General features: G+C 38.8%; 14 protein-coding genes. All 14 read right to left on the reverse strand.

What is annotated here, in order from left to right; translation table 11 throughout:
* Positions 1-3 precede the first annotated feature (3 nt).
* Complete coding sequence (locus MKX72_RS21135; protein WP_155008231.1) at positions 4-213, reverse strand: flagellar FlbD family protein; 210 nt, start codon at positions 211-213, stop codon at positions 4-6.
* A gap of 35 nt (positions 214-248) precedes the next feature.
* The gene (flgG, locus tag MKX72_RS21140; RefSeq protein ID WP_028411426.1) at positions 249-1,052 is read right to left on the reverse strand and encodes a flagellar basal body rod protein FlgG; all 804 of its coding nucleotides are present in this window, start codon (positions 1,050-1,052) and stop codon (positions 249-251) included.
* 25 nt (positions 1,053-1,077) lie between these two features.
* Complete coding sequence (flgD, locus tag MKX72_RS21145; protein WP_033579782.1) at positions 1,078-1,506, reverse strand: flagellar hook assembly protein FlgD; 429 nt, start codon at positions 1,504-1,506, stop codon at positions 1,078-1,080.
* A 9-nt stretch (positions 1,507-1,515) separates the two neighbouring features.
* Positions 1,516-4,134 (reverse strand): flagellar hook-length control protein FliK, encoded by a 2,619-nt coding sequence (locus MKX72_RS21150; RefSeq protein WP_340760915.1) that lies wholly within the window; start codon positions 4,132-4,134, stop codon positions 1,516-1,518.
* A 17-nt stretch (positions 4,135-4,151) separates the two neighbouring features.
* The gene (locus tag MKX72_RS21155; protein ID WP_049166137.1) at positions 4,152-4,784 is read right to left on the reverse strand and encodes a MotE family protein; all 633 of its coding nucleotides are present in this window, start codon (positions 4,782-4,784) and stop codon (positions 4,152-4,154) included.
* A gap of 9 nt (positions 4,785-4,793) precedes the next feature.
* Positions 4,794-5,237: a flagellar export protein FliJ gene (gene fliJ / locus MKX72_RS21160; protein WP_028411429.1), complete on the reverse strand. Its 444-nt coding sequence runs from the start codon at positions 5,235-5,237 to the stop codon at positions 4,794-4,796.
* A 2-nt stretch (positions 5,238-5,239) separates the two neighbouring features.
* The gene (fliI, locus tag MKX72_RS21165; protein ID WP_049166138.1) at positions 5,240-6,553 is read right to left on the reverse strand and encodes a flagellar protein export ATPase FliI; all 1,314 of its coding nucleotides are present in this window, start codon (positions 6,551-6,553) and stop codon (positions 5,240-5,242) included.
* Entirely contained in the window at positions 6,528-7,316 is a 789-nt protein-coding gene (gene fliH, locus MKX72_RS21170; protein ID WP_049166140.1) for a flagellar assembly protein FliH, read from the reverse strand. Before fliH ends, fliI begins: the two co-directional genes overlap by 26 nt.
* Positions 7,309-8,328 (reverse strand): flagellar motor switch protein FliG, encoded by a 1,020-nt coding sequence (gene fliG, locus MKX72_RS21175; protein ID WP_025750326.1) that lies wholly within the window; start codon positions 8,326-8,328, stop codon positions 7,309-7,311. Before fliG ends, fliH begins: the two co-directional genes overlap by 8 nt.
* A gap of 11 nt (positions 8,329-8,339) precedes the next feature.
* Complete coding sequence (gene fliF, locus MKX72_RS21180) at positions 8,340-9,932, reverse strand: flagellar basal-body MS-ring/collar protein FliF (RefSeq protein WP_048019845.1); 1,593 nt, start codon at positions 9,930-9,932, stop codon at positions 8,340-8,342.
* Positions 9,933-9,981: 49 nt separating this feature from the next.
* Positions 9,982-10,272, reverse strand: coding sequence for a flagellar hook-basal body complex protein FliE (fliE, locus tag MKX72_RS21185; RefSeq protein WP_028411433.1), 291 nt, complete (start codon positions 10,270-10,272; stop codon positions 9,982-9,984).
* Positions 10,273-10,284: 12 nt separating this feature from the next.
* Positions 10,285-10,734 carry a flagellar basal body rod protein FlgC gene (gene flgC, locus MKX72_RS21190; RefSeq protein WP_014458431.1) on the reverse strand — a complete coding sequence of 150 codons (450 nt, stop codon included), beginning with the start codon at positions 10,732-10,734 and terminating at the stop codon, positions 10,285-10,287.
* A gap of 2 nt (positions 10,735-10,736) precedes the next feature.
* Positions 10,737-11,126: a flagellar basal body rod protein FlgB gene (gene flgB / locus MKX72_RS21195; protein ID WP_049166143.1), complete on the reverse strand. Its 390-nt coding sequence runs from the start codon at positions 11,124-11,126 to the stop codon at positions 10,737-10,739.
* 443 nt (positions 11,127-11,569) lie between these two features.
* Positions 11,570-12,349 carry a GTP-sensing pleiotropic transcriptional regulator CodY gene (codY, locus tag MKX72_RS21200; RefSeq protein WP_013058882.1) on the reverse strand — a complete coding sequence of 260 codons (780 nt, stop codon included), beginning with the start codon at positions 12,347-12,349 and terminating at the stop codon, positions 11,570-11,572.
* Positions 12,350-12,360 lie beyond the last annotated feature (11 nt).

The following is a 12,360-nucleotide window of genomic DNA, read 5'->3' on the forward strand; positions in this document are numbered from 1 at the left end:
ACTTTATTCCTCCGTCGTTTGCTGCAGTCCTAATACGTTAATTCGCTGATAATAACTCGTCACTTTCTCATTCACTTCTTCAACTGAATCCTTTACCACTAGCTTTTTGTTATTTGTTAGCGTAATAGTTGTATCGGGAAATGCCTCAACCTGCTCGATGTAAAGAGCATTTAACGTAAATATTTTGCCGTTTAGCCTCGTTAAAGTGATCATAATCAACCGGAGTAATACCTACTCCTTCCTCCCGCCTATCGTTTTAGATTCACTAATTCTTGCAGTATTTCATCGGATGTTGTGATAATTCTTGTATTCGCTTGAAATCCGCGCTGTGCAACAATCATGTCCGTGAATTCCTCGGATAAATCAACGTTGGACATTTCAAGGGCGCTTGAAATTAAAGTTCCTGTACCGCTGTTTCCAGGAGTAATGTTTGCAGGAGTTGTAACCAGCCCAGCATTTGGAGTATTAGCGAACAAATTTCCTCCTGCTTTTTGAAGCCCTTCATTATTAGCGAACTTTGCAAGCTTGATAGTCTGAGGATTCGGAAGCATAGTTCCGTTTAGACCAACAATATTAACAGTTCCATTTGCTCCAATGCTGTAGCTTTTAGCAGTAGTTGGATCAATCCTAATTTTTCCATTAGTAGCCTGTACAAATAATCCATCACCTGTCACTAGATAACCATCTTTATCTAAATAGAAGTTCCCCGCTCTTGTGTAATAGTCTGATGTTCCATCATTTACAACAAAATAGCCGTCTCCAGAAATAGCTAAATCTAGAGGGCGTCCTGTTGACTGAATGCTTCCTGCCGTTTGAACTGTATCAATTGTGCCAATTTGCGAACCTAATCCCACTTGTTTAGCGTTAACACCTCCACGGTTCCCAGCCGGCCCTGTTGCTCCTGCTACTTGCTGACTTACTAAATCTTGAAACGTTGTACGTCCTTTTTTATAGCCGTATGTATTAACATTGGCAATGTTATTTCCTAGGACATCTAATTTAGTTTGAAAATTTTTCATGCCGCTGATTCCTGAATACATCGAACGTAACATAAAATCACTCCTTAAATTTGGTTGGTTAACTGCTTACTTCTAAGATATCGTTTAGCGAAAGTACCGTATGATTTTCATCGTTGATCGTAAACGATATCTCATTGTTTTTGACGGATGCTGTTGAAATGACTCCTTGCTTTTTATTTCCTTCTTCATCTAACCATGCAGCGGTTTTACCAATTAATTCGCTTCCTTTTAAAATAGGAGAAGCCTGAGACTGCGTTACAAACGTATTGAGCGATGTGCTCATATTTGTCATTTGTTCAAGGGATGAAAACTGAGCCATTTGAGCAATAAAGTCTTTGTCTTCCATTGGATTCATTGGATCTTGATTTTGAAGCTGAGCAATCAAAAGCTTCAAAAAGTCATCTTTGCCAAGCGAGCTGTTTCCCGTTTGCTTCACTTGTGTGTCCCTATTGCTTAAATACAAGTCAGACGTAATTTCATTTGTCATTGTTATCACCTATACGTTGTAGTTAATGAGCGCTGATTCAAAAGAAGATAGAAAGGAAGCCGATTCTTCCAATTGTTGTGAATCTTGATCTTCTTCTTCTTTTTTAAACGCTTCTTTTTCTTGTCTTTCTTTTTGCTGGTCGTTTTCATTGTTATACGACATCGCTTGTTCTGACAGTAGCACATCGATTTTATCAATTGATACATGCTGAGACGCGAGACCGTGCCGCAAAGTTGAAAGATTGGAGTCCAATAACTCTTTTGTTTTTACTGACGATACGACAATTCGCGCAACCGTTTCGCTGTCTTTCTGAAGCATTTCAATTGAAATCGCACCTAGCTGTTTAGGAAATAACTTAATGAGAAGCTTGGATGTTCCCTCTTCGGCACTAAACGAAGCTTTACTCCATACTTTCTCAAGCTCGTTTACCAAATTGCTAGACTGCTGATAGTCAGATTTTGCTTGCCCTAGATAAATAGAGAACTGCTGAAGCTTAGGCATTTCTCCACTTCCAAAGGATGATGGCTGATTCTCTACTGGCGCCCCGGTTGTGTGTGTACCTGCCGAACTTTCGCTATTTTTCGAAAAGCTATTGGTATCTATACTTCCGCTGGGTACAACCACATCTTTTTTCCATGGAAGCTGATTAAAAAACGGTACTTTTTCTTCTTTAGGAAAAGCAGTCATATTTTTCACAGAACTTTCTGAATCTGTATGAACAGCGTCCACATCCCCTTGTTCAACCGATACATGCTGAGACCCGAGAGCTTGCCGTAATCTGAAAAGATTGGCATCTAACAGCTCTTTTGTTTTCGCTGACATTACCACAACCTGCGCAATCGTTTCATCGTCTTGTTGAAGCACTTCAATTGATATTGTCTCTAGCTTCTTTGGAAATAGCTGAATGGAAAGCTTGGATACTCCCTCTTCAGAACCACTCGAAGCTTTACTCCATATTTTCTCTAGCTTGTTTACCAGATCGCTAGACTGTTCATAATCTGATTTCGCTTTCCCTAAATCAATAGAAAACTGCGGCCTTTTTTCTTCTTTACCAAAAGCATTCATCTCTGTTACAGAGCTTTCTGGAGCTGCTTGAACGTCCGCCGCATCCACTTGTTCAACCGATACATGCTGAGAAGCGAGAGCTTGCCGTAAACTGAAAAGGTTGGCATTTAACAGCTCTTTTGTTTCCACTGACGATACAGCTACTTGTGCAACCGTTTCATTGTCTTGTTGAAACACTTTAATTGAAATCGTACCTAGCTGCTTTGGAAACAGCTTAATGGAAAGCTTGGCTGCTCCTTCTTCAATACTGATGGAAGCTTCACTCCATATTTTTTCCAGATTATTTACCAAATCCCTAGACTGCTGATAGTCTGATTTTGCTTGGCTTAAATCAATAGAAAACTGCGGCTCTTTTTCTTCTTTACCAAAAGCATTCATCTCTGTTACAGAACTTTCTGGAGCTGCTTGAACGCCCGCCGCATCCACTTGATCAACCGCTACGCGTTGAGACGCAAGAGCTTGTCGTAAGCTGAAAAGGCTGGCGTCTAAAAGCTTTTTTGTTTTCGCTGACGTTACCACAACCTGCGCAATTTTTTCATTGTCTTGTTGAAGCACTTCAATCGAAATCGTACCTAGCTGCTTTGGAAACAGCTTAATGGAAAGCTTGGCTGCTCCTTCTTCAGTACTGATCGAAGCTTTACTCCATACCTTTTGCAGCTCATTTACCAGATCGTCAGACTGTTGATGATCAGAGTTTGCTTGCCCTAGATCAATAGAAAACTCTTGGATCTTAAGCATTTCTCCAGCTCCAAAAGCTGATGGGTTATTTTTTAACGTCAACCCGGCTGTTTTAGCAGTGAAAGAACTTTCACTATCTATACTTGGGTTACCTAAAACCACATCTTTTTTCCATGGAAGCTGATTAAATAGCGGCCCTTTTTCTTCTTTACGAACAGCGCTCATATCTTTTAGAGAATTTTTTGAAGTTGAATGAACAACGGCGAAAAAACCAGCTGAGCGCTTTTCATGTAAGGTATCGGTTAATACACGTGGTTGTTTATGAATTTTCTCTATTTTTTCAACAGCAGCTTTCTCCAAGCCTTGAAGCTGCGAATCTGAAAGCTTCACTGACTGTAGCTGCGGTTTTTGTAGTTCTTCCATCAGCTGAGCAAACTCTGTTTGAAACGCAGACGACGTGTTTTTGCATATAGTCAACAAGCTAGAAATAGAAGACAAATATTGTTCTTGACTGTCTGTTTTAGATGAAACAGGTTCCTGCTGCATTTCTGTTAACACGTGCTGCAGCTTTAGAAGCGGCTGTTCCAAATCTAGACTACTTGGAATACTACTGATCATTTCGGCTAGATGTTCGTATAAGACAGACGGTTCATCTCCTTCATATTCTGCTTCGCTTAACTGAATCGCAATTAACCCGACCGCGTTAAAGACGTCTTGATTTATCGCTTGTTCATTCAATGATTTCTCCCGGCTCGCTAAAGGTTGCGCATTTAGCTGCTGAAGCTGTTGAACGATTTCTTCAAAAAAACCCTGAGTCTGAATAACAGCCGCTTTTTCATCGCAGTTTACCTTTGATGCAGCTGCTGGACGTAGTGAAATTTCCACTGTTTTCACCTCTGCTTTTATTCATCAATCTGATCTGTTAACAATGTCGTATAGCGTGCAGCTACTTTCGGATCCATTTTTTCTAAGATTGCCGTTCTTGTACTTGCTTTGAACTGCTTAAGCATCGCGACCGCTTTGTCTTCTTTTAATTCGGCAAAAATGAGCGCTGCATTTTTAGGAGACATGTTTTCATAGGTAGCAATGACATCTTTTTTCGCCAGCTGATTGTTCTTTTGTTTTTTCGCTTCGTCATCGGCTTTTTCTTCCATATCACGCATTTCAATTTTTAGTTCATCCATTTGACGATCTTTTGTACTGATCGTTTTCTCATAGGCTGAAATTTGCTTTTCTTTCGTGCTCAGCTTCTTTTGAAGGCTCTCAACCTGCTTTTGTATTTCTTCATTGCTTTTTTGAATATTTTCATTTTTTTGTGACTGCTCACTTGATACAAATGGAATGGCGTGTGTAACAGCAGAAACCTTATCATTTATATTGACGCCTAAAAGTGTCAGGACAATGTAAGCTGCCAAGATGAGGAACACCGCTGGAATAAAGATTAAAAATAAAAACACCTGGCTTTTACTGTAAGATTTCCCATCTTCATAGTTTTCTTCTTCGTACTCTTCTCTTAATTCTTTTCGTTTAGCCATGTTTTTCACCTAATTTCTATGCAGCATGTACTGCTGTAAAGACAGCTCATCCATTTGCTTCGCTTCTAATTGTTTTTCCGCTGTTATATAAGAATCGTAGTCTTTCTTTTTTAATTTTTCATACTTCTTTACTTCTATATTCTTTTCTTCTAGCTTCAGTTTCTTTAAGTTCATTTGCTGTCTGGCAAACATGACCTCTTGTTGCAGCCTTTCAATCACTCGTTCGGCACTTGTTAAAAACTGCTGAAATGATGTAATTTCTAAAATAGAAAGCCCCTGCTTCATTTTGCCCGTATGCTGTTCAATCAGCGTTTCTTTTTCTTTTAACTTTTTATAAAGCTTTTCACCCGCTGTTTCAAACTGCTGTAAGGACTGATTATATTGAGATAGCAGTTCATCTTTTTCATTTGACTTAATTGCCATTATTTTAGATAACCTAAATTCATATGCCATATTTACTCACCTTTCACAAACAGTTCACAGAGCTTTGTTACACTTGTTTCAAACGATGGATGTTCGTTCGTTTTTTGCTTTAAAAACGCCTCAATGACAGGATGATAGTGGATTGCCTCATCAATGTAAGCAGAAGATCCTCTTTTGTAGGCACCTATGTTAATTAAGTCTTCAGAATTAGCGTAGATAGCCATTAATGAACGCAGTTTTTCAGCTGCTTCTTTATGCCGTTCACTTACGATATGGTTCATCACGCGACTAACGCTTTTTAAGACATTGATGGCCGGATATTGACCTTTATTGGCAAGCTCCCTGTCTAGTACAATATGTCCGTCTATAATGCCTCGCACCGTATCCGAAATAGGTTCGTTCATATCATCACCGTCTACTAATACAGTGTAAAAAGCGGTAATAGATCCATGTTGATTAGTCCCTGTACGTTCAAGCAGCCTTGGCAAGCTAGCAAAAACAGATGGTGTATAACCTTTGGTAGTCGGAGGTTCACCTACGGCTAATCCAATTTCTCTCTGAGCCATTGCTACACGGGTAACAGAATCCATCATCATCATGACGCTCAGCCCCTCATCTCGAAAGTATTCAGCAATAGAAGTAGCTGTATATGCTGCTTTCATTCGAAGTAGAGCAGGCTGATCCGAGGTAGCAACTACTACAACGGAGCGCTTTAACCCTTCCTCTCCAAGATCTCGTTCAATAAATTCTCTAACTTCTCTTCCTCGCTCGCCTACAAGGGCAATGACATTGATATCTGCTTTTGTATTACGAGCAATCATCCCGAGCAGCGTACTTTTCCCAACACCGCTTCCTGCAAAAATACCTATGCGCTGCCCTCGGCCTACGGTTAACAAACTATCAATCGTCCGTACACCTACTTCAATAGGCTGTTCAATAGGCGGGCGCTCTAAAGGATTAGGGGGGTCTTGATCGGTTAAAACAAAAGGCAAATAATGAGAAAGTTCAGACCCATCTAAAGGGTTGCCTAACGAATCAAGCACTTGACCTATTAACTCTTTCCCCACGCTTACCTGCAGAGGTTTTTCTGTTGTTTCCACTAGGCAGCCAGGTCCGATATATCGAACAGACGTATAAGGCATTAAAACGACGTGCTCACCGTTAAAACCAACAACTTCTGCACGAATTTTATCTCCTCGTTCACTGAGATGAATAAAACAAACATCTCCTATTGACGTTCTAGGTCCTTTAGATTCAATCATCATTCCTACTACTCGGCTGACTTTCCCGTACCGTTTAAAAGAAGATGTGCGCGGGATTTCATGAATGAGTTGTGCGACTTTCATGTTTACTCCCCTCTAACAAACGTTCTTTTAATTTTTTCTTCATTTCCATTAACTGACTATCAAAAGAAGCAACAAGACGCCCATAAGAGGAATCGATGACACAATCCATTTCCTGAAGATTTTCATCTGCATAAATAAACAGCCCGGTTTCTCCGTTTAATAAATCGAACAGTTCTCGTTTATGTTCACATACATATGCATATTTTTTGGGAGAAACAAAAAGCTGGATTTCTTTATGTTCTCTAACTTCTTTTAAAGACCTTGCAACAAGTGATAAAAATGATTCATCTCTTTGAAGCTGCTCATTTAAAAGCGTTTCTGCTAGGGTGAAACCTAATTCAAAAATGACTTCTTCAGATTGATTTATATATTCGTAGTACTGATTCTTTGTTTCGTCAACAATGTTTCGCGACATGGCTAATACATGTTCGTACTCTTGTTTCCCTTGAAGCAGCCCTTCTTCGTACCCTTCTTCATAGCCGCGTTTTTTTTCTTGTTGAAACAGCAGCACCTTCTCTTCTTCCCACTGCTTTTTCAAACGTTCAACTTCGTTTTGAGCTTGTTTGCGGTAAGCGTCTGCCTCGGCCTTTATCATTTCAGCTTCACTATGCGCTTGTTCAATAACGTGCTGTGCATTTTCTTGCTGAAGATGTTCTTCTGTCGGCTCATCTTGTATCGGAAAACCAAATGGAATGACTTGAATGTGCTTAGCATTTTCGTCTGAAAGTTTGTTCATATAAGTTGATTTAATGATATTAGACAATAATATCGTCTCCTCCACCTCGAGCTAGTACAATTTCACCAGCATCTTCTAAACGTCTAATTGCAGCAACGATACGTGACTGGGCTTCCTCTACATCTTTCAAACGCACAGGGCCCATAAATTCCATTTCTTCTTTAAACGTTTCCACCATACGGCTAGACATATTTTTAAAAATAATAGATTTCACTTCTTCACTTGCTACTTTTAAGCTCAACAATAAATCATCATTTTCTACATCTCGTATCACACGCTGAATAGAACGGTTATCGAGCGTTACGATATCCTCAAATACAAACATTCGCTGTTTGATTTCTTCTGCTAATGCCGGATCTTGAATTTCAAGCGTATCAATAATAATTTTTTCAGTCGCTCGGTCCACTCCATTTAATACTTCAACTACTGCTTCTAAACCACCTGTTTGAGTATAGTCTTGGGTAACGGTAGCTGAAAGCTTTCTCTCTAAAATTTGCTCCACTTCATTAATGACTTCCGGAGACGTACTTCCCATCGTTGCAATCCGCCTTGCAATATCCGCTTGCCTTTCCTGAGGCAGTGATGATAAGATTTGTCCTGCCTGCGGCGGTTCTAAGTAAGATAAAATAAGGGCAATCGTCTGAGGATGCTCATGCTGAATAAAATTTAACAGTTGCATAGGATCAGCTTTTCTGGCAAAGTCAAACGGACGAACTTGCAAAGATGAAGTTAATCGATTGATAATCATCATAGCCTGCTCTGGTCCAAGTGCTTTTTCTAACACCTGTTTCGCATAGCTTACTCCTCCTTTTTCAAGGTAGTTTTGAGCAAGCGTTATTTGTTCAAACTCATGAAGCACAGCTTCTTTTAGGGAGGGCTCTACCTTTCTCACTGAAGAAATTTCAAGCGTTAGTTGCTCAATTTCATCTTCACTGAGATGTTTATAGATAGAAGCTGATACATCCGGACCGAGAGAAATCAACAAAATTGCTGCTTTTTGCTTTCCAGTTAACTCATTTTTTTGCATAGCCTTTACCATTAGCTTTCCTCCTAATCCTCACTAATCCATGTTCGTAGCAGCTTTGCAAACTCTTCCGGGTCTTGCTTCGCTAACGTTTCAAGATTGCTTTTTGTTTGCTGTTCAGCACTTAAAACAGGGGCTTTTTGTGCCGCTTCATATGCTTCAAAAGTTTCATCATACTCTTCATCATATTCGTCTTCATCTAAGTCTTGACGCCTTTTCCTAACCAACAGCACAATAAGAACAACAATAATAAGCAGCAGTGCTCCTCCGATTATATACATCCACAATGGAATCGAACTTGCTGTGCTGTCAGCTGTTTCTTGTCCATTAAACGGCTGAACGGAAACGGTAATCTTATCGCTGACCGCGTTATCCGAGAGAGCTTTCGTATTTGCATCTTTTGAAATAGAAGTACGGACAATTGTACCTAACATTTTTTGAACGTCTGACTCAAGTGTATCGGACACTTGTGATTTCCCTTTTGCATTGGAGGGATCTATCATTACTTGAATGCCAAGGTCTTGAATTTTGTATGGACTTTCAACGATTTCTTTATGAATTCGATTCACTTCATAATTAATACGTTCTTCGTTTTTTTCGTAGTCTCCGTCTCCACTTGCTGTGCTAGATGAGTAATTTGTTGTATCTTCTTCTCCTGTTCCAGCAACGCCTCCATCTTGAGCATTTTTACCAGAAAATGTTTCATTGATTTTTTCAGCGCTAACGGCAATTCCTTGCATATTATCTTTATCAACAGGCTCTACTAGCTTTTCTTCGCGATTTTCCTGTGTAAAATCAAGATCTGCTGTAACAGAGACCATTACTTTGTCTTGACCGACCAGTCTTCCTAGCATTTGCTGTACTTGACGCTGAATATCCCGCTCAACTTCTTTTTTCGCTTCGTTCTGCGAAGCAAATGAGCTAGAAGCTGAATCCGTTTCATTTCCTTTTAAATCAAAGTACTCAAAATATTGGTTCATAATGACGATATTATCTGTAGGAAGGTTTGGCACACTTTTGGATACTAAATGATAAAGAGATTTAATTTGCTGATCATCAAATTTATAACCAGCCTTTGTATTAAGCACAATCGATGCAGAGGCTTCTCCCTGCTTTTCATTCGCCCATACACTTTCATTGGGAAGGGTAATCATCACTTTTGCATCGTTGACTCCTTGAATGTTTTTCATTAAGTTAGCCAATTCAGTTTGCATCGCATCGAGTTTTAACACATCAAATTCATTGTCTGTCATACCAAAGCTCGCATTTTTTCCAAAAAACGAATAGTCGATACTTCCGCTATCAGGAATTCCTTGTGCAGCTAAATCAACTTTTAGCGAGTCAACGCTTTGTTCAGGCACCGAAATGGTTGTTCCATTATCAGAGATTTCTGAAGGAACGCTTCTAGCATCAAGCTCTGCTTTGATTTGTCCTGTTTCTTGAGCCGATAGATTGCTATAAAGAGGGACAAATTTATCTTTGTTTAAGAAAACAGATGCTAAACTAATGACTAGAATAGCCGCAAGAGGAGCAGCGATAAGGGCTATTTTCTGTCCTTTTTTGCGGTTATTCCAAAAGACTTTCATTTTATCTCGATAAAGAGCTATTCTTTCATTCATGGTATTCCTCCGGTTATTACTATTTTCATTTTCTTTAATAACCGCTCAATTACATTTGCATTCTCATCATTTCCTGATAGGCTTCAACAGCTTTATTTCGTATTTCAAGAGCCGTTTGCATCGTAATACTTGCTTTTTGAGCAGTAATCATTACATCTTGGAGTTCGACATTTTCTCCTTTAGCAAGCTTTTCAGTCGCTATATCCGAAGCGCGTTGAGCATTGTTTAACTCATTGATTGAGTCTTTTAAAAACGTTGAAAACTGTTGAGTTGTTTGTCCAGTGCCAGTCGAAGCGGCTGTTTTTGCTATTGCTATTTGATTGCTGATACCATTAATCATTTTATCGCTCCTTTATTTTCCAATTTCTAACGCCTTTGTTAATATACTTTTGTTTGTATTAAAGACCGTCACGTTTGCTTCATAGGATCGAGTAGCACTAATTAAATCCGTCATTTCCTTTAAGGGATCTACGTTCGGCATCTGCACGTACCCTTGGTCATTAGCATCGGGATGCGTCGGATTATATACTAAATTAAAAGGAGTATTATCTTCTACGATATCTGTGACTTTTACACCATTGTTTTGACTTTTATTGATTTCGGAGTGTAAGAGAGACGAAAAAGAAGGCGAACGATCAGACTGCATGACAACCATTTTTCTTTTGTAAGGCTGCCACTCACCATTAACGTACGTCCCTCTTGTCGTTTCAGCATTCGCCATGTTAGATGAAACAACGTCCATCCTTAAACGATTGGCAGTTAAAGCTGAAGATGTAATATTCATATTTTGAAAAATTGTCAAACTTATTCCCCCCCTCTAATGACTGTTTGAAGAGAATTAAATTTTCCGTTTAAACGATCTACTAGCGCCTCATAGTAAATTTGATTTTCAGCCATATCCGCCATCTCTTTATCCATATCCACATTGTTTCCATTTGCTTGATAGGAAGTGTTTCCTTGCTGGGTAATCACTCGCTGGGATGAATCGGAAAATGGGATATGTTTTGAATCAGTCTGATATGCTTCTAACTCGTTATGTAATAAATCTCGAAATTCACTCGTACGCGATACTGTTTTCGATTTATAATTTGGAGTATCAACGTTTGCGATATTTTGTGCAATCGTCTGCTGCTTTTGTGACGCGTAGCTAATTCCATTTTCAATTGTTTGAAAAGTAGTTGAAAACAAACTCAATTCTTACACCTGCTTACCTATTCTATTTTTCTCAAAAATGAGACAAATTTCGACTTTAGTACCATAGAACTTATTGTAAGAAAAACTTCATGCAATGTCTATCCTTTTTTAAGAACTTTTGGACTATAAACCAAAATTTTCATTCGATTTCCAAGCATATTTTAACATCAATGCTGTACTTTAGCTCTATTTTTTTAATTTAAAATCAAAATACATACCATAAGTCCTGAACAATATGTAATAAAAGTAACGATTTGTAATCAACTAGTATCTTTTTACTATTTAAAGATTCTATAATATAATTTTTAGATTTTTATATGAAGTTTGTTAAAGATTTATAAAAATAGTGAACGAATCGTCTTAACCCAGAGCGAACCTTTTCATACTGAGAGCATATAAAAAAAGCACACGGGCTTTGCCCGTGTGCTTTTTGGTTCATAAACTTAGTTAGATTTTAATTTTTCAAGCTCTACTAAGAATTTGTTGTTAAGAACTTTAATGTAAGTTCCTTTCATTCCTAGCGAACGTGATTCAATAACGCCAGCACTTTCTAATTTACGTAGCGCATTTACGATTACTGAACGTGTAATTCCAACGCGGTCAGCAATTTTACTTGCGACTAATAGTCCTTCATTTCCATTTAACTCTTCAAAGATGTGCTCAATAGCTTCTAACTCACTGTATGATAATGAGCTAATTGCCATTTGTACAACAGCTTTGCTACGCGCTTCTTCTTCAATCTCTTCTGCTTTTTCACGAAGAATTTCCATACCTACTACCGTTGCACCGTATTCAGCAAGGATTAAATCATCGTCTTCGAACTGACGGTCTAAACGAGATAGTACAAGCGTACCTAGACGCTCTCCGCCTCCGATAATTGGAACGATTGTTGTTAGTCCTGCATCAAATAAGTCTTTATTTTCAACTGGGAAAGCTGTATATTGACTTTCAATGTTTAAATTAGAAGATGTTTCTTGAATGTTAAATAGGCTTTGAGTATATTCTTCTGGGAACTGGCGTGCTTCTAACATATCTTTCATGCGCGCATTCTCAATTTGCTGTTTAACAGCGATTCCTAATAATTTACCGCGACGACTTACTACGAATACGTTTGATTCGATCACTTCGCAAAGTGTTTCAGCCATTTCTTTAAAGTTTACTGGTTTACCAGCTGCTTTTTGTAGCATTGCATTAATCTTTCTAGTTTTCCCTAATAAATCCATTAGTACTCTTC

It is taken from the genome of Priestia sp. FSL R5-0597, assembly GCF_038006305.1.
GTDB classification, from domain to species: domain Bacteria; phylum Bacillota; class Bacilli; order Bacillales; family Bacillaceae_H; genus Priestia; species Priestia zanthoxyli.

Excerpts from the sequence above, each read along its gene's own strand:
- MKX72_RS21135 (WP_155008231.1), bottom strand. The coding sequence starts at position 213 with ATGATCACTTTAACGAGGCTAAACGGCAAAATATTTACGTTAAATGCT.
- flgG (WP_028411426.1), bottom strand. The coding sequence starts at position 1,052 with ATGTTACGTTCGATGTATTCAGGAATCAGCGGCATGAAAAATTTTCAA.
- flgD (WP_033579782.1), bottom strand. The coding sequence starts at position 1,506 with ATGACAAATGAAATTACGTCTGACTTGTATTTAAGCAATAGGGACACA.
- MKX72_RS21155 (WP_049166137.1), bottom strand. The coding sequence starts at position 4,784 with ATGGCTAAACGAAAAGAATTAAGAGAAGAGTACGAAGAAGAAAACTAT.
- fliJ (WP_028411429.1), bottom strand. The coding sequence starts at position 5,237 with ATGGCATATGAATTTAGGTTATCTAAAATAATGGCAATTAAGTCAAAT.
- fliI (WP_049166138.1), bottom strand. The coding sequence starts at position 6,553 with ATGAAAGTCGCACAACTCATTCATGAAATCCCGCGCACATCTTCTTTT.
- fliG (WP_025750326.1), bottom strand. The coding sequence starts at position 8,328 with ATGGTAAAGGCTATGCAAAAAAATGAGTTAACTGGAAAGCAAAAAGCA.
- fliF (WP_048019845.1), bottom strand. The coding sequence starts at position 9,932 with ATGAATGAAAGAATAGCTCTTTATCGAGATAAAATGAAAGTCTTTTGG.
- fliE (WP_028411433.1), bottom strand. The coding sequence starts at position 10,272 with ATGATTAATGGTATCAGCAATCAAATAGCAATAGCAAAAACAGCCGCT.
- codY (WP_013058882.1), bottom strand. The coding sequence starts at position 12,349 with ATGGATTTATTAGGGAAAACTAGAAAGATTAATGCAATGCTACAAAAA.